The sequence below is a fragment of the Hymenobacter canadensis genome (genome assembly GCF_027359925.1).
GTDB classification, from domain to species: Bacteria; Bacteroidota; Bacteroidia; order Cytophagales; family Hymenobacteraceae; genus Hymenobacter; species Hymenobacter canadensis.
Window position 1 is genome coordinate 336,534 of sequence record NZ_CP114768.1, and the last position, 18,185, is coordinate 354,718.

The 18,185-nt window shown below is 51.3% G+C and carries 18 protein-coding genes and 1 pseudogene; 11 read left to right on the forward strand and 8 right to left on the reverse strand.

What is annotated here, in order from left to right; translation table 11 throughout:
* Positions 1-82 precede the first annotated feature (82 nt).
* The 3 genes and pseudogenes from O3303_RS20950 (at position 83) to O3303_RS20960 (ending at position 3,908) form a co-directional block, all read left to right on the forward strand.
* Positions 83-271: a helix-turn-helix domain-containing protein gene (locus tag O3303_RS20950; protein WP_269562065.1), complete on the forward strand. Its 189-nt coding sequence runs from the start codon at positions 83-85 to the stop codon at positions 269-271.
* A 1,561-nt stretch (positions 272-1,832) separates the two neighbouring features.
* Complete coding sequence (locus O3303_RS20955; protein WP_269562066.1) at positions 1,833-2,552, forward strand: hypothetical protein; 720 nt, start codon at positions 1,833-1,835, stop codon at positions 2,550-2,552.
* Between the two features lie 183 nt (positions 2,553-2,735).
* Positions 2,736-3,908: pseudogene (locus O3303_RS20960) on the forward strand (DUF5712 family protein).
* A gap of 344 nt (positions 3,909-4,252) precedes the next feature.
* Here the strand turns inward: O3303_RS20960 and O3303_RS20965 are convergent.
* Positions 4,253-4,618, reverse strand: a complete 366-nt coding sequence (locus tag O3303_RS20965; RefSeq protein WP_269562067.1) for a winged helix-turn-helix transcriptional regulator — start codon at positions 4,616-4,618, stop codon at positions 4,253-4,255.
* 133 nt (positions 4,619-4,751) lie between these two features.
* Between O3303_RS20965 and O3303_RS20970 the strand changes: the two genes are divergently transcribed.
* A complete protein-coding gene (locus O3303_RS20970) occupies positions 4,752-5,423 on the forward strand; it encodes a nitroreductase family protein (RefSeq protein WP_269562068.1) in 672 nt (223 codons plus the stop codon).
* A gap of 613 nt (positions 5,424-6,036) precedes the next feature.
* Complete coding sequence (locus O3303_RS20975) at positions 6,037-6,174, forward strand: hypothetical protein (RefSeq protein WP_269562069.1); 138 nt, start codon at positions 6,037-6,039, stop codon at positions 6,172-6,174.
* A gap of 298 nt (positions 6,175-6,472) precedes the next feature.
* Here the strand turns inward: O3303_RS20975 and O3303_RS20980 are convergent, their stop codons facing one another.
* Positions 6,473-6,715, reverse strand: a complete 243-nt coding sequence (locus O3303_RS20980; RefSeq protein WP_269562070.1) for a hypothetical protein — start codon at positions 6,713-6,715, stop codon at positions 6,473-6,475.
* Positions 6,716-6,965: 250 nt separating this feature from the next.
* Here O3303_RS20980 and O3303_RS20985 point away from each other — a divergent pair, with 250 nt between their 5' ends.
* Entirely contained in the window at positions 6,966-8,084 is a 1,119-nt protein-coding gene (locus O3303_RS20985) for a Fic family protein (RefSeq protein WP_269562071.1), read from the forward strand.
* A 469-nt stretch (positions 8,085-8,553) separates the two neighbouring features.
* Here the strand turns inward: O3303_RS20985 and O3303_RS20990 are convergent, their stop codons facing one another.
* Together O3303_RS20990 and O3303_RS20995 are read right to left on the reverse strand one after the other, a co-directional pair.
* Positions 8,554-9,063 carry a hypothetical protein gene (locus O3303_RS20990; protein WP_269562072.1) on the reverse strand — a complete coding sequence of 170 codons (510 nt, stop codon included), beginning with the start codon at positions 9,061-9,063 and terminating at the stop codon, positions 8,554-8,556.
* Positions 9,064-9,109: 46 nt separating this feature from the next.
* Positions 9,110-9,715 (reverse strand): hypothetical protein, encoded by a 606-nt coding sequence (locus tag O3303_RS20995; protein WP_269562073.1) that lies wholly within the window; start codon positions 9,713-9,715, stop codon positions 9,110-9,112.
* A 272-nt stretch (positions 9,716-9,987) separates the two neighbouring features.
* Between O3303_RS20995 and O3303_RS21000 the strand changes: the two genes are divergently transcribed.
* Positions 9,988-10,377, forward strand: a complete 390-nt coding sequence (locus tag O3303_RS21000) for a helix-turn-helix domain-containing protein (RefSeq protein WP_269562074.1) — start codon at positions 9,988-9,990, stop codon at positions 10,375-10,377.
* A gap of 226 nt (positions 10,378-10,603) precedes the next feature.
* Here O3303_RS21000 and O3303_RS21005 read toward each other — a convergent pair whose 3' ends face one another.
* Complete coding sequence (locus tag O3303_RS21005; RefSeq protein WP_269562075.1) at positions 10,604-10,804, reverse strand: hypothetical protein; 201 nt, start codon at positions 10,802-10,804, stop codon at positions 10,604-10,606.
* A gap of 173 nt (positions 10,805-10,977) precedes the next feature.
* Between O3303_RS21005 and O3303_RS21010 the strand changes: the two genes are divergently transcribed.
* The 4 genes from O3303_RS21010 to O3303_RS21025 all read left to right on the forward strand — a co-directional run bounded on the left by O3303_RS21010 (position 10,978) and on the right by O3303_RS21025 (position 13,791).
* Positions 10,978-11,259: a LexA family protein gene (locus tag O3303_RS21010; RefSeq protein WP_269562076.1), complete on the forward strand. Its 282-nt coding sequence runs from the start codon at positions 10,978-10,980 to the stop codon at positions 11,257-11,259.
* A gap of 198 nt (positions 11,260-11,457) precedes the next feature.
* Entirely contained in the window at positions 11,458-12,006 is a 549-nt protein-coding gene (locus O3303_RS21015; RefSeq protein ID WP_269562077.1) for a hypothetical protein, read from the forward strand.
* A gap of 22 nt (positions 12,007-12,028) precedes the next feature.
* Complete coding sequence (locus O3303_RS21020) at positions 12,029-12,691, forward strand: nucleotidyl transferase AbiEii/AbiGii toxin family protein (protein ID WP_269562078.1); 663 nt, start codon at positions 12,029-12,031, stop codon at positions 12,689-12,691.
* Positions 12,692-12,810: 119 nt separating this feature from the next.
* Positions 12,811-13,791: a tyrosine-type recombinase/integrase gene (locus O3303_RS21025; RefSeq protein ID WP_269562079.1), complete on the forward strand. Its 981-nt coding sequence runs from the start codon at positions 12,811-12,813 to the stop codon at positions 13,789-13,791.
* Between the two features lie 355 nt (positions 13,792-14,146).
* On the opposite strand, the gene O3303_RS21030 is transcribed toward O3303_RS21025, so the two are convergent.
* Genes O3303_RS21030 through O3303_RS21040 form a run of 3 tightly spaced genes read right to left on the reverse strand, consistent with a single transcriptional unit; the run spans position 14,147 to position 18,131 of the window.
* The gene (locus tag O3303_RS21030) at positions 14,147-15,232 is read right to left on the reverse strand and encodes a DUF2135 domain-containing protein (protein WP_269562080.1); all 1,086 of its coding nucleotides are present in this window, start codon (positions 15,230-15,232) and stop codon (positions 14,147-14,149) included.
* 2 nt (positions 15,233-15,234) lie between these two features.
* Positions 15,235-16,938 (reverse strand): hypothetical protein, encoded by a 1,704-nt coding sequence (locus O3303_RS21035; protein WP_269562081.1) that lies wholly within the window; start codon positions 16,936-16,938, stop codon positions 15,235-15,237.
* Entirely contained in the window at positions 16,938-18,131 is a 1,194-nt protein-coding gene (locus O3303_RS21040) for a hypothetical protein (RefSeq protein ID WP_434086421.1), read from the reverse strand. Before O3303_RS21040 ends, O3303_RS21035 begins: the two co-directional genes overlap by 1 nt.
* Positions 18,132-18,185 lie beyond the last annotated feature (54 nt).

Here is an 18,185-nt window from a genome sequence, read left to right on the forward strand (position 1 = left end):
AACTGCTGGATATCAATAATTATTAGCCAGAGGGTTTTCAGAATGCAGCTATCCAGCCAGCGTCGAAGTTTTTGGTGTGCATTTGAGAAAGTTGTGGGAAGAGCGCGGATGGAGCCAGCAGGTACTGGCCGATTATACGGACATAGCTAAGCTTACGGGCCAGCGACACCAGCATGCCAAAGGTGCCCCCACCCTTGACGTGCTGGTGTCGCTGGCCCGGGCTTTATGCCTGCCCATACGCGAGTTGATGGACTTTCCCGAGGCCTTCTGAAATGGCTTGGTCAGGTAAGACAGGAAAGCCGGGCGTAGCAAAGTCGACCCAACAGAACAAGACCGCCAGAGAGTGTTCTGCCAGATGTTCTAAGTACAGCGTTGCGAGCCGTCGAGTCCAGGAGTTTGCCAAGTGCTTTCGGTAGATGTTGTCCGGCGATTGACCCATGGCATTGGACTACCCGGCCGCATTATCGTCGCCTGTTGAGATAGGGGTTGTTTGTACTCAAGCATTGTTCGGCAACGTAACCCAACAGCTTAACTACAGCGCAGATTGAGGTTCCCGCTACTTCTCACGCAAGACAGATTTTTCAAATAGCTACCGATTGGACAGGGCAGAATCAGACGGATGCTGGTTGTCCGGGACGCTCGAGTTATTGCATGATAGAGCGAAGGTAGAGTAACGAGGCCAAGACAAATTTGTGGTGTTGGCCAAGATGCAGGCTACCCAGGAAAACACAGTGCGAGCTAACTCTGCATGTTGTTCCCCACTGCCTTTTTTCAGAGATGGGGCACCGGGTGAAAGTTTTGAACCAACCAAAAATCCGAAGCCGCAAAAAATCAAGAAGCGTTATTTTCGGATGGGAGGGCTGAATCAGACCGGATGATTTTTAGGCTCCCTCTTAAAATGTGGGATGGCCAGAAAATGGGACGAGGCCGAAATTTCGGGTGGAGGCGAAATAGCAGTGCGCCGGTTTTTGGACCAGCGGTAAAGACAACCCGTTGTGCTGTATGACAGGGAACTGCTACTGAGTAGGCTGATGATTTCCGCAGAAGGGGAGGTACTGGCACCGGACCAAAATCACACGACCGGCATACTAGCGGAAGTTGAGAATCGGGGAAGCTGAGAGAAGCGTCAGATTTTGGATTGGGACAAATTCTGCCGGCGGTAATGAACAGATAGGAGGGCTAAATTTTTGGGGAGGCGGTAGAATCAGCACACCTATTAATTTCCGAGCAGCATGTCATAAGAGAGAAATGCCAAACGGGTAACCGGTAAAATTCCCGCAAGCTGGTTGTTGCGGCCGACGTAGAAATTGGGGCTGATCAAAAAAATCGGAGCAGGTGCTTCGGGCTACTTTGGCCACAATTAGTAGTCAGCGCAACGGAGCCCAGAGAGCGCAAAAGCATAGCCAGCAGAGTCGCAGGAGCAGGCGGTAGCATGGGATTCGATAAGGGGCCAGCACATCGTGGTGTGTCTCCAGATAGCGCATAGCATAGTGTAGCAATAGATTATAGCCTAGTAGGAAGTTCCAGTAACAGGCTCTAGATTACGGACGACATAGGGTTTGAAAAAACGGGCCATAGCAATAATTAGCAAGAGGAGGACCTGAAACCATCGCTACCGCACTGATAATCAGGCACAAACACAGTTTGTTCAGTAGAAATAAATGCTACCGCATTGATAATCAGTAATAAAAGCCGGAGAATTAATTGTTTTTATAGCTCTTTACAGCACCGGACTTTCAACAATTTACGAATAAACCGGAGAATTATAATATAAATGCTTGATTATCTTGATATAAACCCGGAGAAAATAATTAATAAACATAACTTGAAGTATGGAGCCAACCCTAAAGAAAAAAGGCCGACCGCCTGGTAAGAAGTCGGTCGAAAAGCCAGACCCCACGGTTCACCTCGCACCGGAGGTTCACCGGCTTCTGACCGTTCACGCCAAAAAACTCAAACTGAAAAACAGCGAGTACGCCAACGCGGCCATCGCCTATTTTGCCGAGAACGGGCTCGACCCGACCAAGGCGGCGACGCAGAGTTTTGCCCACGTCACCAAGACGGTGGCGCAGGAGGCGCGTTCGATTCGGGTGCAGAATGTGGACATTGGCAACCGGCTGATTTCGATACTGCGCAACTGGGAGAAAGGACTCTACGGCTTCTTGCAGCAGCAGCAAGGCGGGTCGCTGACTTATTTGGAGCAGAGTGTAGTCCAGATTCTCCGCCACCAGGTCGCCCTCGAAACTAACCTGCTTTCACCGATGGTAGAGATGCTGGTGAGAACCAACCTCGAAGCCTACACTGGGCGCGTGATTGGAGAGCGAACCAATCTATTCGTCACGGGCAAAAAGGACTCGGAGTGGCCGGCCGCCAATAAAGCCGTCAACGACGACCGCGACCAGAAGGTAGTAGTGCAGATGCGCGAGTTCATCAAAAACCATAACGTGCCTGCCCCATCGCTGCCCACAAAACCCCAGGTCCCGGCGACTCCCCCGAAGGCTCCAGCAACCTCGGCGGCCACAACGCCGGCTGCAGGCACTGACCCAAAATAGCGCCGGATGCACCAGCAGCTCTCAGCCAGGTTGCAGCGAAAAGCGCCGGCAACCGGCTGGGCATCCCAGCGGATTTTGCCCTTACAACCGGCGCTGCAACCCGGGATACAACGGCAACTTTTGGGCCTTGCAACCTGAGTTGTAAGGCCCACTTTTTCTTCCCCTGCCTTCTCCCATTTCCTGATGTATGCCAAAGTAATCAACCCGAAAACCAACGGGCAGAAAGTCTATAACAATGCCGGCAGCTCCCAGCGGTGCGCGAGCTACATGGCCAAAGAAGCGAAGGAGGCCGGGGGCGAGGCGACGTTTTTTGGAGCCCCCGGCACCGAGCCCAAGACGACCGCCGAGGTGGTGGCCATGCTCGACGGCAACGTGAAAGGCCTGGGAAAAGACGACCCCAAATTTCACTCGCTGGTGCTGAATCCGAGTTCCGACGAGCTGATGATGATTGGCAATAATGCCTAAGCGCTGGAGCAGTACACCCAGAACGTGATGGACCTGTACGCCAAAAACTTCAACCTAAAAAACGGGCAGGAGCTGGGAGAAGCGAACCTGGTATGGGCGGCTACTATTCACCAGGACCGCAAGAACCGGGGCACCGATGAGGGCGTTCAGGGCGAAAAAAAAGACGGGCTGCAAACCCACATTCACGTCATGGTTTCGGCCCGCGACGCCGACCAGAAAATCACGCTTAACCCGCTGGGCCGGGCCGAACGTTTCAACCGGGTGCAGTTCCAGGCCGAAGGCAACACCCAAATGGAAGTGCAATTTGGCCGGGTGGTACTGCTGGCTCTAACGGCAAAAGAGCCGACCCGCCGGGAGCGAGTAGCGGAAAAAGTCGAGGAGATAACGAGTAAGGCGGCGGCCAACCGGAAAGAGAAAAAGCCGCTGACCCCGGAGCAGATGGCCGCCAAGGATGCCCGCCTCGACGTGCAGGTTGCCCGGGTAAATTCCAAGCTCATGGCCCACGAACAGCTCGACCCCGCCCGGGTGAAAGACATTGCCAAGGAGCGCAAGTACGATAGCATATTCTACAACCGGCTAGGCCGAATGGAGCGTAACGCCGAGAAGGGGAAAGACACCCCGGAGCCCTACACCTACCTCACTACGGGCCGGGTTGTACGGGAGCCGCAGCTACAGATGGGTCAGAGTCCGGATCTAAGCAAGATGGTTTGCGTCATCCCGTCCCGGCGAGAATGGGAGTCGGAACCGTCAGCCGGGATACAGGCGCTGCAACGTTCGGTTGAAAGACTCAGCAGCGCGCTGGCTGCCAGGAGCCGGACTCAGGACGTGCGCAGTCATGCAGAAAAAGAACAGGAAAGAGCTCGCGAGCAGGGTCGAGAAATTGAGAGGTAGAAGCAAGGAGCTGAGTCTTCAAACTCTCCTTACTCAGCCCGTATCATTGCCGCGGCGAGAACAGGCTGAGTAACGCGGCGGCGTTTTAGAAGAAGGTGCAGTCTGCCAACGACGAACAAGAAAACGGAGGTTTGCTCCGGACCAGGTAATGACGGCTAGCTAATCGTCAGCACCAACGAGCGTACCATCCTCTTAGCAGTAGGGTCGGCGCGGTCTGGGTGCCTGAGCCGAAGGAGCACAGGGCTTCCTTGATACGGTGGCAGCTACCTGACCAATAGGAGCCCCGCGTCAACGTGGTGCGCCTGGGCGGAACTGTCGGCGGTTTCGATAAAAGCGCTCGGGGCTTACTCGCCCGCGTGCATCATGCGGGCGCGGTGGGCCAGGCCCCATTCCGCCAGGCTGTCGGTCAGGGCGGTTAGCGAGCGGCCCGTTTCGGAAAGGCTGTAGGTGACCGTCAGGGGTTTGCTCGTAGCGACATGCCGCACAATGAGCCCGTTGGTTTCCAAGTCCTGTAGCTCCCGGCTCAGCACTTTGCCGGAGATGCCCGTTACGTCGCGCAACAGGGCCGAGTAGCGCATCGGCTGGTGGCAGAGGCGGGCAATGATGGCGAGCTTCCACTTGCCGCTCAGGATATCGAGCGTATCGTCGATGGCGCGCATGCGATGGGCACAGGCGCCCGTGAAGGAATGATCGGCCGAGTCTTGCTGCATGGGAAGAAGTGGTTACCTGGTTGTCACCAGAGGGCCGCGGATGTCCCGGTTACCTTTTGTCCCAAAGGTACGGCTTGTCAGCAAGACCCTTTACCTTTGCCCCGGATCTATTCCAGGAAAAACACCTTTCAATATGTCATTAATCGAAGACCTGACGTGGCGCTACGCCACCAAAAAAATGAACGGCGAGCGTATCCCCGCCGATAAGCTGAATTACATCCTGGAAGCGGCGCGCCTGGCCCCGTCCTCATCGGGACTGCAGCCCTACAAAATCCTGGTTATCTCGGACCCGGCGCTGCTGGCCAAAATCCGGGAGGTGTCCTTCAACCAGAGCCAGGTGACAGACTGCTCGCACCTGCTGGTGTTTGTGGCCTGGGACGGCTACAGCGAGGAGCGCATCACGCGCGTCTTCAACTACACCATGGACCAGCGCGGCCTGCCGTACCAAACTATGGCGGACTACAAGCAGAATCTGTGGTCCATGTACGAGCCGCTGGGCCCGGAGTGGCACGCCCAGCACGCGGCCAAGCAGAGCTACATTGCCTTTGCCATGGCCATTGCGGCGGCGGCGGAACAGCGCGTGGACGCTACGCCCATTGAAGGCTTCAACGCCGACCAGCTGGATACCCTGCTGCAGCTGAAAGGCAGTGGCTACCGCAGCGCGGTGCTGTTGCCGCTCGGCTACCGGCAGGAGTCGGAAGACTGGCTGGTGAACATGAAGAAGGTGCGCACCCCGATGGAGGAATTCGCGACCGAGCTGACGCTGGCTGATCTGACGAACGCTGAGGATCAGGCCGCCCAGTAGCACCTGCCCTTGACGAAAGTGCCCCGTAATCGTCTATTGCCTGGCTTATCCAGCGGGCAGCGGCCGACTACGGGGCACTTTTGCGTGGTAAAGAGCGGAGATGAGGTACAGGCAGTACGAGGTGCCTTCTAGGAGTTGGTTGAAGAGTTGAGCGGCCGCATCATTTGTGCTTGCATCCAGCCATCCAGCCAGCGAGGCCCTGCGCTGGTAGCCGTGCTCCAGCCCACTGGCGAGCTAATTTTCAATACTCCGCTCACGAGCATATTACGATATCTATTACGACACGTATTGTGTTAATGAGCAGTGGATTATAATCAAAATGCTGATGCCGTTTACGACACATGTTACGACGCTCGTTGCTATATTCCGACAAAAGCCGGCCTTCAACGTAGCCAGGTATCGCAACGACCACATTGCCGAGTTTTGGCCGCCTGGCGTCTGGACCGCGACGAGGTGCGAGGCTTGGACACCTAACTGGTGACCTCGTCCAGGTAGCTTGCATTCGGCGTATTTTGCAGCACCACTTTTTAGGCCCAGCACATTTTGTGAGGATAGTGTAGAACCCAATTTGCCGGGGAAGGGTATATTTGGGCAGACCATAACTTTCTTTTTTATGTCGAACAAGACCACCAAAACCGAAAACACTCCCGCCGCTGCTCAGCAGCCGCTAACCGCTCTTGAGATCATCCACCGCCGCGTAAAGAAGGCGCAAGAGCGTCGTCGCAATAAGCTCAAGCACGTTAACCCCTAGTCTCGGGTCAAGCGTATGTTGAAAAGCCCTTGCTACTTACAAGTAGCAAGGGCTTTTCGGTAGATAGCCTGTTTCTGGACACCTTTTCTGGGCTGCTGACCAGCCTTCCAAGTAGTCACGCCATTCCGGCAACGGGGCGGATGTGTTTTTGGGCATCTTGCCGTGACCGGCTTCCGCCAAGAGCTCAATCCAGCGATAAGCGCCGGCGCTACGTCGATGCACCGCATATTTCACACAGATTGCCGGTTGCAGGTGAAGAGAAGTGCTTTCTCAGTGAATTGGCGAGCCAAGGGGCCATTTAGCAGCCCTTGCTGGGGTAGTGCATTAGGGCCTGCATGCGCAGCATCTCGACGGGCAGCGTGTCTTGGGCGGCGTTGGCCAATCTAGTGGTCCAGTACTGGTAGTTCTCGCCCTCGCCGGTGGTGAACTGCTTGCCAGACTTGAAGGTGAGCACGTAGTTATGCACTGAGCTCAGGGTCAGGCGATGCATGACCAGGCGGTAGTTGTTGAGCAGGCCGGCCAGCAGGGTGTTGCTAAACAAACAGGGGAAATCCTCCGATTTGGAAACTGTCTCGTCCGGCAATAGCACCAGCTCCCGCCAGCACTTACAGGTAACGGTGAGCCACGAGCATAAGCAGTCGTAAGGCTTAGCTTCATTTTGTCCCCCCGCTGCTACAAGAAGGTCAAGAGGCTCATTCAGACCGTAGGAAACGCATGCCACGAATATAGGGGTTAATCGTGCCATACTATGACACGATTAACCCCTATATTCGTGGCATCAGCACCTGAGTATGTACATACACGAGCATAAGGACTGGCCCCGGTTCACTTGGCAGGCAAACCGAATTGAGGAGCTGCTAGGGGAGGTGAACCGCCGGCAGGGTAGATTACTGGGCCGGATGGAATCGTTGGGCTTTGCCCTGCAGGAGGAAGCCGTTCTTGCGACGATCACGCAGGACGTGGTTAAGTCCTCGCAAATCGAGGGGGAGCAGTTGGATGTGGAGCAGGTACGCTCCTCGGTAGCGCGGCACCTGGGCTTACAGGCAGCGGGGTTGGTTCCCTCTTCCCGGCAGGTAGACGGCGTGGTGGCCATGCTATTGGACGCCACGCAACAGTACGGGCAGCCCCTCACGGCCCAGCGCTTATTCGGCTGGCATGCCTTACTGTTTCCAACCGGTTACTCGGGTCGGTATCGGATTCTGACAGGGCAATGGCGGCAGGACGAGTCAGGGCCCATGCAGGTCGTGTCCGGCGCCCTGGGCAAGGAAACGATTCACTTCGAGGCGCCGGGGGCCAAGCGCCTGCCGGCGGAGATGGATCAGTTCATAACCTGGTTCAATCAGCCACCCGACGAACTACGCTTGGACCCGGTGCTGAAAGCGGCGTTGGCTCATCTCTATTTCGTTACCCTGCACCCGGTGGAAGACGGTAACGGGCGCATGGCCCGGGCGATTACGGACATGCAGCTGGCGCGAGTGGACCAGACGGCCAAACGCTTTTATAGCATGTCCTTCCAAATTGAGCGCCACCGGCGCGAGTACTACGATATCCTGGAACAAACCCAAAAGTCCGGACTGGACGTCACCGATTGGCTTACCTGGTTTCTAACCTGTTTAAGCAATGCCATTGCGGCCTCGAACACCCTGCTTTCGACCATCCTGCAGAAGGCGGAGTTCTGGCGTGTGCATGCTGCCACCCCCCTCAATGACCGCCAACGCAAAATGATGGAGAAGCTATGGGGTGACTTTGTCGGAAAGCTCAACTCCAGCAAGTGGTCCAAGATGGTTGGGTGTTCCAAGGAAACGGCCGTCCGGGACATCAATGATCTGCTGACCAAGGGCATTTTGCGCAAAGCCGAAGAAGGAGGGCGCAGCACCAGCTATCTGCTGAATGGGCGGTTGCTCAGTTGAGTTCTTGCAAATTGTGCTGCTGACGGCCGTTCGGAGCCTAGGTGTAGGTCACGCTCTCAATTGGACTTACTAGCTTAGAGAAGATGAAATCATCGTGTTCGGTAGCACTGGATTTAACGTCCGCATTCATCGGCAGGAGTACTACCATGGGGAATACTACCCGATAAACGAAGACCGGCTGACTGCCCGTATGAGCTATGCAGAACTGCTGGATACCAGCTCTGCCAGCTTTAATCGCTTGGTAGAGATAATGGAAAAACCCCAGGCTAAGCTGCTAGTAGTCCCCGTCGCTTTGCCGTTCTGAAGCGTCATCCATCCTCCCCGCCAAAGTAGCTTGGCCTTCTATCATCCTCCCCTGATGCGCATCCTCGTTGTTCCCGACCTGCACGTCTGGTCGGGCTGCATAGCAAGCGGGGCAAGTAAGGGTTACTCAGGTTAGCAGGGGGGGCGAGCCGCCGCACCGGCCGAATCAATTCCCAAAGTCGGCTGCTGCCTGCGGGTCATGGGCCACTGCTTGGGACCGGGTTTCCCGCCGTACGCGCTCGACGACGCTGTTGCCAATTGCCAGTCGGTCAATTAAAGAATCCAGGTGCAGGGTATGCAGTGGTGCGCCAGCTTGCATTTCTGCCCGTAACTCAACGGCCACGAGGTGAAAGTAGTGCAGAACGCCGGCCAGGTAGCGCACATCGGCGCAGTAAACGGGCGGGTCCAGTTCCGGTACGAGCGGCGAGTAGGCCAGCCGCTGGGTTAGGCGGACCAGGTCAGCGTAGTCGAGCCAGAGGTCCTTTCCGTCTTCCCACAAATCGGGCTGAAACGCATGGAAGGCCTGCGCGAAGTCGGTCACGGACAAGGTAGGGAAGTGGTCGTGGAGGTGCTCGGCGACCCAGAGCACGGCCTGAGCGTGTTGGCCGGGCGTAGCCCAGCGGTAGGGGATGGTGTGGCTCTCGGGGCACGCGTGAGTAATAGTGGTGGTTTGCATGAGGACTTCAGGAGAAGGGAGAGGAATGGGGCTGTTTACTAGCGCTCTATTGGGCGTTGTCGGCTTGGAGTTGCGCTTGTTGCTTGGCCGCCAGGGCGGCTTCTATTGTTTTGCTCAGCACGTCCAGGCGGCCTTCCCGGCCGAAGCCAACGGCTTTTTCGGCGTACACGGCCCGGGCTTTGGCCCCTTCCCAGAAGAGTTGGTAGGCGCCCTGCGCTTGGCCGGGGCCTAGCAGGTAAGTAGCTTCCGGCCGCAGTACGGTCGGATCGCCGATGGCCACGAAGGCATAGAACTTGCCGTCGAGAAAGGTATAGAGCTGGCTGGGTACCTGTGCCCGGTGCTTGCCAAACCAGCCTTTGGTCCCCTCGTAGGTGTAGGTCCGCGTCGGGCCGACTGGCACACCCGGGATGGGGGGCAGTGGTCGCAGGTCGGTAAAGGCACTCAGGGGCTCGCCAAAGGCGTGGCCGGCGATGCCGTTGAGCGAATCCACTTTGCCGCCAAGTGGAAACGCGGGCGGTGGGGTAGTGGAGGTTTGCGCGGCGTCGGCAGCGGGTGGGGCGGTCGAACTCGGGGCCGAGCATCCGGCGAGTAGCCACCCGCCAGCAAGCAGCAGCAGGGTGGCGGGCGTGAGGAAGGAGTGAAGAGCGGGCATGTACGGAACAAGAATTAAGAAGGGGGTAGGAGAAGCAAGGTCACTGACCCTAAGCAGGCGGCTTACGGGCTGTCAAGCCTAGGCCAAGGAGTTTGCAGGGTTTGGCAGTGCGGTGGCAAAGCAAACAAGCGAATCACTAAGCAACGCGTAACGAATGCAATATGCAGCAGGTTGGCCTAATGATATATGCTATAATAGCTTATTATTCATTAATAATGCAGTAAAATACACATTTTCAGCTGGCTAGCTTTGTGTACTTTACACGCACGGCTATGTATTTTGCTAAAAACCTGCGCTTTTTACGGCGTCGAGCCGAACTTTCCCAGTCTGAGCTGGCCGACCAACTCGCCACCGACTACAACACGATTAGCCGCTACGAAAACGGCAAATCAACCCCCAAACTAGAAGCGCTCACCAAACTGAGCCAGGTCTTTCACGTCAGCCTCGACGCGCTGCGCAGCCAAGACCTGAGCCAGTCGCCGGGGCCCGCGCTGGAGCCGGGCCGGGTGCAGACCGGGGGCCGGCGGGAAGGAGAAATCCCCGCCAAACCCGCCAAGCACCCGTTGCTAGTGTCGGTGGAGTTGGATGGCACCGCCACCAGCCTGGAACGGGCCGTCGCGCGGCTGACGGCGATTAACGAAGTCGTTGCTGGCACGACTTAACCAGAACGCTTGCCAATGGGGACACGTGCTTCCGGTAATTCAGGTCCTCACTGCCTTCATGATATCCGGTCCGGCTAGGTAGCACTAGGGTAGTGGGGGAAAGTTGGTTCCCCCATGCTATTGCGGGTCGTTAAGCGTCTACAGATATTGAATTACCATGGCTTGCTGAAGGCGGAGCCGATGAGCGCACAGGGCTTTAGGGGTCACTGGGGTCGCCAGCTAAGTGCTAGCCAGAGTTAGACTGTTCCTTCCGAGCCCGCAGCGACTCGGTTTCTTGCCAGTCCTGGCGCAGCTGGCGGGCTTCGGTTTTCAGGGCCTGACGGCGGTCACGCAGGGCCTCGCGGAGCGTGTCGACGACTTGCGCCCCAGTAGGTCGCTCAACGGCCACGGTCAGCGTCTGGGTGGTGGAGTGCAGCGTGATGACCACGATGCCTTCCAGTTCTAGTGCGAAAAGTTGATGTTGCTGGGCACAGACCACTTTACGGACTCGGCGAACCTGCCAGAGCTGTTTGCTATAGGACGTGGCCGGCCGATTAATCGGTGAGCGAAGAGGTGGTTCGCTGGCACTCGCCCGAGGCAGTTATCATATTGGCCAGCCAGATGGCTAGTTGTCCGGCATCCTCGCATTCGTGTACGTGGTGGTTCGCCAGTAGCAGCTCCTCCGACGAGCTCGAGGAGTTCTTTGACCTCAACCGCATCCTGTTCCGCCACCCCGAGGCCACGTACCTGATCCGAGTGTCGGGCGAGAGCATGCGGGGCGCCGAAATCCATGCCGACGATGGCTTCTACCGGTCAGCCCGCGCCCTGGCAGGGCAAGGCCCAACACAAAAGCCAGGCGTTTACTACCCGGCTGTAGGATCTGATGGTCGTTGGGTAGGCTAGGGCTTGGATCAGGGCCTTGGTGCTTTCCATTGCTCACAAGATGAGGAGGTCTACAAGCAATGGTTAGATTTATGAGCGGTCATTGAAGAGTATTGGGTGGAGATGAGCCAGATGATCAAGCGCTAACTGAAAATACGGCCATTCCAGTAACTATTTGTCCACTTTGGTATTATATTCGCAATTCGCAAATCAAGAATCATGCGTAAATTTAACGGGTTGCGACCTCAGGATATTGTCTTATTGCTGAAGCTGGTAGCCAGCTCGAAGGCAAGGGTGTGGTTGGGTAAGGAGTTAGCTTACGAGCTATCATTGAGTGCTTCCGAGGTGTCTGAAGCGCTGGCCCGGTGTCGTTACAGTCGTCTGCTGGCTCCCGATCCGGGTTCTCATCAGGTGCAGGCAAGGGCCTTGATAGAATTTTTGCTGCATGGCTTGCCCTACGTATTCGCCGCCCATGCCGGCGCGCAGGCACGCGGCATACAGACTGCCTCCAGTGCCGCTCCACTCAATAAAACGTTTGGGACAGAACCGGCTTACGTCTGGCCCAACGCTGCGGGTGAGGCGTGGGGAGCTGCCATTGAGCCGCTTTACCCAGGCGTAGCCGCCGCCGCGCAGAAAGATGCCCGTCTTTATGAGCTACTGGCGCTGGTAGATGCTTTGCGGCTAGGCCGTCCCCGCGAAAGGCGAGTAGCGGCCCAACTTATAGAGGCCGCCATCACCCAGCACGTCAGCGCAGCGAATGGCAACTGAATCGCGCAATCTGCCCCAGCTAATGGCAGTCGCCTTCGCCCTTGGGAAGCTGCGGGAGCGAATTGTTTTCGTCGGCGGCGCCACGGTAAATCTGTACAGCACGAGTGCTTTGCCACCACCCGAGCCCCGCGTAACGGAAGACGTTGATTGTATCGTAGAAATAGCCCCACGCGCGGCGTACCACGTCCTAGAGGAGGAGCGACGGGCGCTGGGGTTTATAAACGACATTGCATCGGGCGTAATCTGCCGGTGGACGTATCAGGGGATGACCGTGGACGTCATGCCCACCGAGCCGGAAATTTTGGGCTTTAGTAACCCTTGGTATCCCGCCGGATTTGCCCACGCCACGATCTACCGCCTGCCAAATGACCTGGAGATTCGCATCCTGAGTGCCGTATATTTTGTGGCCACCAAACTCGTGGCGCTACGCGACCGGGGCTGGGCGGACTTACGCCTGAGTCAGGACCTGGAAGACATAGTGCACGTAGTGGACAATCGTAAAGAGCTGGCAGCTGAGTTGGCGGCCGCGCTCGCCGACGTGCGCCGCGATATCCAACAACGGTTAGTGGAACTACTCGCACACCCCGATTTTTTAGAAGCCGTAGAGTGGACCTTGGCGGCCGGCTCGGGTTACGAGCGCAAGTATGAGATAGAACGGCGCCTGCAGCAGTTGGCTAACGCATGAGGGATTGCCGTCTGGTTTGGCCCCTGACTTAGTACCGATAACACTTAATTATCGGTAGTAAGTTATTTTATGCTAATTTGGGGTGAAAACTCGTCGCTACTCCTTATTTATATAGGCGCATGGAAAATTCGGTGTCACTTCCCGTCCTGGTGCCCACTCGCAACCACTCGCTGGTTGAATTGCCGTCCTCGGTATCCAAGTACGTCGAGGCCGGATTGCACGGCGCGGAGAATACCAAGCGCGGCTACGCGGCGGACTTGCGCAGCTTCCAGGATTACTGCGTGCATCATCAGGTGACGCACTTGCCGGCTGAAGTTACTACCGTGGCTGGGTACGTGTCGCAGATGGCCGACCGGAGCATGAAGCTGGCGACCATTCGGCGACACGTGGCGGCCATTGCCAAGCTGCACCAGCTGGCGGGACAGCCGTCGCCGACCGGTCATGAGGCGCTGCAGGTCGTGCTCGATGGTATTGCCCGGGTCGTGGGCAAGCGGCAGCGCCAGGCGCCCGCTTTTACCGTGGCGGAGTTGAAGCAGGCTATTCTGGCAATGGATGCAACTACCCCGACGGGATTACGGGACCGGGCTTTATTGCTTCTGGGCTTTGCGGGGGCCTTTCGTCGCTCGGAGCTGGTGGCCCTGAATGTGGAGGACGTGGAGCTTACTCGACAAGCATTGGTCATCCATTTGCGCCAGAGCAAGACCAACCAGTATGGACTCGAGGAAGACAAAGCAGTGTTTTACTCGCCCAGTGCGGATTTCTGTCCGGTGCGGGCCGTCCAGGAATGGATTGAGTGTCTCGAGCGAACTAGCGGGCCTTTATTTACCCGCATGAGCCGCGGGACCAAGGAACGACCGGCTCAACCCAGCAAACATCGGTTAACGGATCAGAGTGTAAATCATTTAGTGCAACGACATATAGGATTTATATATTCTGCTCACTCTTTGCGCGCTTCATTTGTCACAATTGCCGTGGAAGCAGGCCAATCTAACAAGGCTATTAAAAATCAAACTAAACAAAAGACCGATGCTATGATTGAGCGGTATGCTCGATTGAATGATGTTAAAAGATTCAATGCCGCGCAATATTTAGGATTATAAAATTAAATGTAACTGTTGACTATTTGTCGTTTTATTGTCGTGTTTGAGAACAGTGGCTATTATCTGATCACCGAATAAGAAGGCCATGAAGAGGAAGGTTCGATAGTACTAGTAATTATGGCAGGAAGGCAAAACCCATGGGCGAAACTGCTATCAATGAAGGGTCCAATTGCCTAAATTAGAATGTCAACTTTATTATCTACTACTAATACAGTTAGTATTATGAAATTACTGAGTAAGAGGTAAACACCTCCGATACCGTTCCATTAGAAATAGCGAGGCACCAAAACGAAACCACATATGAAATTATAGAAATATATGACCTTAGGCGTTGCACATTTTGTGACCAAAGGCTTTAACTAAGTTCTCCGATGAAAAGTCTGTCCTCCTGAAATTCAAACGAAACTTCGCGCTTACTCTTTTCACCAGCTACAATCCCATTCAATATCTTCCCCCCTTCTAATTCCGTTGTAATCGTAAGAATGAAAGGTACTGAGTTTGAATCTCTTACTTTGAATAATTTAACAACAACAAGATGCTTTCCAATTGGAATAGCATCAAAACTAATGTTTTCTTGGGGGTTACTTACAAGTTCGTTACCTGCGTTTTTATCGACATCTAATTGCCCAATTACCCCTTCATGCTCAATGCTATTATTAGAATAAGATATTTCGCCACTTGGTGTAAAAACATGTAGGTCTAAATCGTCAGTAGTACTCCATGTTAAATTGACTCTTAATTTTCCTTTACCACCTTCTAAGGTGCGAGTTTTGAGATTTTCCAAACGGCTTATCTCATCTCCTATTGTTGTCTTATGACTTAATTTATTTGTTAAACTTAGTTCTAACTGCTTTTCAATAATCAAACCGTTAATAAGATTTATGCGGTTCTCATATTCAGTTGTGATTGGCTTTAGTGATTTGTTTGGAGTATAAAGGCCTCTTGGTATGGTTTTAATAAATCTTATTACTTCCTGAAAATCAATAAAAATATAATACAACATTATTGCTTCACCAAGCCTAACTACTCCATATTTTATATTTCCCTCTTGTTTGTTTTCCAATCCAAATATTAATTTATATGGATATTTGGAAGAATCTGTTTTGTAATTTGCGAGGTCTTCATCAAAGCAAATTAAGTATCTAGGTTTAAATAATACCTTTCGATCTTCAGATTTCGATATTGATTCAGCTAATTCTTTATAAATATACTCCTTGACGAAGTTCCATTTTCCATCATTAAATTCTATTTCTGTTAATAATTTATCATGATCTAGTTCGTGAAAATTTTCGATACCACCTTTACCAGCGAAAAAGGCGTCCAATATTGGTTTTATGAATTGTGCATTCACAACCCGACGAACATCAGGCTTTAAAACCGCTACTGGATTATATTGGCTCTGCACGCTGCCAACGGCATCATGCTTAAATTGATTTGACATGATTACAGTAAGGTGTTTAGTTTGATATAGTTTTCCTGAAGGACTTTGAAATTAACTTGAATAACATCTATTTGATTAGTTTGGAAATGGGAGTTTGTAATTAAATACTTCTGCTTCTCAATAGACAAGTCATCTGAATAAAACGGTATCCAGAATTCGCTCTTAGTAGATGTATAAGATATGTTATTCTGAATTGCCCATTCATAAACAAGTTGCTTATGAATGTCATCCTTGATTTTATTTTCGCCAAAGTTATTAATGGCAGAAGGATCGTACGTAATATAGTCAGAGAGACGCATATACTTATAATCTATCACATTTATTATTGAACTTATAAGGCCTTTTTCCATAGCGAAGTATTCGTTAACCTGGCAGACATAAGCAGATACTTCGGCCGCAAAGTCATCATAATTACTGTGACGTATATATTCGTAATATGTCTTTCTTCCGCTATCAATATATTTCTTATTCTTGTTTAAATGTTTCAAGTAAATCTGGTAAAGCTCCGGAAAGTTTTCGATAATGTTTGTATTGAATTTTATTTTGTGGTTTGTATAGAAATTGTCATTTAGCTCAAAAGTTTCACGATTGGCACTGAATATTTTGTTTAATAATTTACTCTCCAAATAATTTGTAGATCCCTCATAGTCAACAGACTCAAGTAAAACTAGGTCAGGTCTTAAATATCTATTTCTAGGTTCGTTATTTATTTTTACAGCAAAAGGATTCATATTGATATATGGCTTTACTCCTAAATCTTTTCGCGTTAGTAATCTACCTTTCACATCAGCAAACAGGACTTGCTCTAAGTGTTTATGCTCCTTTGAGAGCATATATGCTTGGCACATATCTTCCCATACATCATAGAAATTATTAATGCCGAAATATATGCCATCTTTATCATCACTTTTTTGGCCAAATAAAAATGCTTCTACTGCTTCGTAGAAATGCCAAAAGTCATCATCTTTATACGTGGTCTTGTCTTCAATTTCCTCAAATACTGACCGTAAGGCGAATATGGTGTTATCAAAGCTTTCTTCATCGAACAAACTACTACCTGGCTCCAAAAACTCTTCTTTAAATTTTGCAGCAAGTTCGAAAGCTCTGTCTGGGGTAGAATCAACCTCCTCGAGCTCCTTCTTGATTTCTGTATAAATAAAACAAAATAATTGTACAATTGAAGGGCTGTCCTGGATAATGACAGATTTAGGTATAGTCATTTCATCCAAATAGATAATGTCATCCTCAAGGAAGTATGCTCGGTGCATATACCTATCAATTTGGGAATAGTCGATTTCAAGGGAATGAAATTTCTTCTTTTCTAACGAAGAAATTCTCAATTCGTCATAACCTTCCAGAATTTTGTCTAAACTATTTAATTTTCCATAAAAAATAACATGCTCATTTCTCTCGTTTATAAAGCTGAAGCCATTTTCGAATTCGAAAACCCCATCCCTATCCGTGGTACGCCAATCCTCTTCTAAAGCACCCATTTTCCTTTCCCTGTATACCTGGAAGGTACGGTACATTTTAAAGAAAAATTTCTTAATAGCCTCGAAAGAAGGTTCAAAGTCATTGAACCCTATTGGTAACCAAAATTCTAGCCGGTCACTATCGTTTTTTCGCTTTAACCCAACGAAGGAATAACTGCGCAAGCCGTGCTCTGCATCCGTTTTGATTACATCAATGTTGGTTAGGTCAAACATTAAATTTCAATGATTGCTTTTACAAATCGCGTAACTTGAGTTCTCTGTGTAAACTGTCCAAATGTTACCAGCTCCTGTTCTTGCAAACCAAGAAGTTCAGCTAGCGGCTTTTTATTATTACTGAATACACTATCCCATACAAAAAACATCAGCTTATTCTTTACTTCTACCTCCGTTACTACAGATGTATTAATGAATCTGTAACCAATCTGTTTGTCCTCAATTTTTCGAACAACTTTGTAATTCCGCTTTATAAATGAATTAAGCTTGTCTACAAAATCACACCATAATGCGACATTCTCTCCATATAACTGAAGAAAACACTCATTCATGGATTCGCGTTGCATTTCATCTTCAATTTCAACAAACTCCCAATCCCACCGTCTTTTAAAAGCACTATCCATGAAATAAATCGAATTGTCCGACGTATTCATGGTTGCAATTAATGACAAATTAGGGGGTAATTTGATTTTGCCTTTTTTAAGATCTACTTTGTGGAATTCTTCTAATGTCTCATAGATCCAATTTATATATTTGTTATACTCGAATTCACTTATGCTTTTTCCGCCATAATAATAAAGCATGCCACGATTAGTCTTGTCATATTCATCGCTTAGGTCAATTTCTCTAAAAAGAGCGATTTTCTCTAAATCCGATAACATTACATCATATGATGACCATCCTTCAGAACTCCTGTCAAGCAATTGAAAAACAGTTCCAAAAATAGATGCAGAATTGCCCCTGTTTATCTCGTCAATTGTTAAAACAACATTGTCAGGCGTTTTCAGTATTGCATCATACAAGGTTTGTATTTCAGTTTTCTCATCATCGGTGAAATCATTTTGATGTGTTTTATTAATACTAGTCTTATAACGACGTAAAACATCAGCCCGCTCTTTCTCATAATTGATGTTAGCATTAATTATATTCTTGTAAGCCTTGCCTAGTGCCTTCAAAAAATGACCACTGTAGAATATGTATTCAACCTTGCCGTGCGCGTCAGTCATAGGCATCAACTTACCCATGAAATCTCCATAAGTGTACTCGGGGTGGAAAACGGTCTTTATAACATTTGACTTATCGTCAATACCGAGTTCTATTGGGATAATACTATTGTCAATTTGATGGCTTTTGCCTGTTCCTGGACTTCCGAACAGGATTTTTTGGATTGGTTGATATTGGGGCATTGTCATGAGAATATAACCGAATTTTACATCCAGTCGTTTGAATTAGACTTATTAAGAGGG

What these genes read in the sequence shown, in the direction of transcription:
- O3303_RS21000 (WP_269562074.1), top strand. Translation starts at nt 9,988, where the DNA reads ATGTATTTTGCTAAAAACCTGCGCTTTTTACGGCGTCGAGCCGAACTT.
- O3303_RS20990 (WP_269562072.1), bottom strand. Translation starts at nt 9,063, where the DNA reads ATGCAAACCACCACTATTACTCACGCGTGCCCCGAGAGCCACACCATC.
- O3303_RS21030 (WP_269562080.1), bottom strand. Translation starts at nt 15,232, where the DNA reads ATGTCAAATCAATTTAAGCATGATGCCGTTGGCAGCGTGCAGAGCCAA.
- O3303_RS20985 (WP_269562071.1), top strand. Translation starts at nt 6,966, where the DNA reads ATGTACATACACGAGCATAAGGACTGGCCCCGGTTCACTTGGCAGGCA.
- O3303_RS20975 (WP_269562069.1), top strand. Translation starts at nt 6,037, where the DNA reads ATGTCGAACAAGACCACCAAAACCGAAAACACTCCCGCCGCTGCTCAG.
- O3303_RS20970 (WP_269562068.1), top strand. Translation starts at nt 4,752, where the DNA reads ATGTCATTAATCGAAGACCTGACGTGGCGCTACGCCACCAAAAAAATG.
- O3303_RS21025 (WP_269562079.1), top strand. Translation starts at nt 12,811, where the DNA reads ATGGAAAATTCGGTGTCACTTCCCGTCCTGGTGCCCACTCGCAACCAC.
- O3303_RS20955 (WP_269562066.1), top strand. Translation starts at nt 1,833, where the DNA reads ATGGAGCCAACCCTAAAGAAAAAAGGCCGACCGCCTGGTAAGAAGTCG.
- O3303_RS20995 (WP_269562073.1), bottom strand. Translation starts at nt 9,715, where the DNA reads ATGCCCGCTCTTCACTCCTTCCTCACGCCCGCCACCCTGCTGCTGCTT.
- O3303_RS21015 (WP_269562077.1), top strand. Translation starts at nt 11,458, where the DNA reads ATGCGTAAATTTAACGGGTTGCGACCTCAGGATATTGTCTTATTGCTG.
- O3303_RS20965 (WP_269562067.1), bottom strand. Translation starts at nt 4,618, where the DNA reads ATGCAGCAAGACTCGGCCGATCATTCCTTCACGGGCGCCTGTGCCCAT.
- O3303_RS21010 (WP_269562076.1), top strand. Translation starts at nt 10,978, where the DNA reads ATGGCTAGTTGTCCGGCATCCTCGCATTCGTGTACGTGGTGGTTCGCC.
- O3303_RS21020 (WP_269562078.1), top strand. Translation starts at nt 12,029, where the DNA reads ATGGCAGTCGCCTTCGCCCTTGGGAAGCTGCGGGAGCGAATTGTTTTC.
- O3303_RS21040 (WP_434086421.1), bottom strand. Translation starts at nt 18,131, where the DNA reads ATGACAATGCCCCAATATCAACCAATCCAAAAAATCCTGTTCGGAAGT.
- O3303_RS21035 (WP_269562081.1), bottom strand. Translation starts at nt 16,938, where the DNA reads ATGTTTGACCTAACCAACATTGATGTAATCAAAACGGATGCAGAGCAC.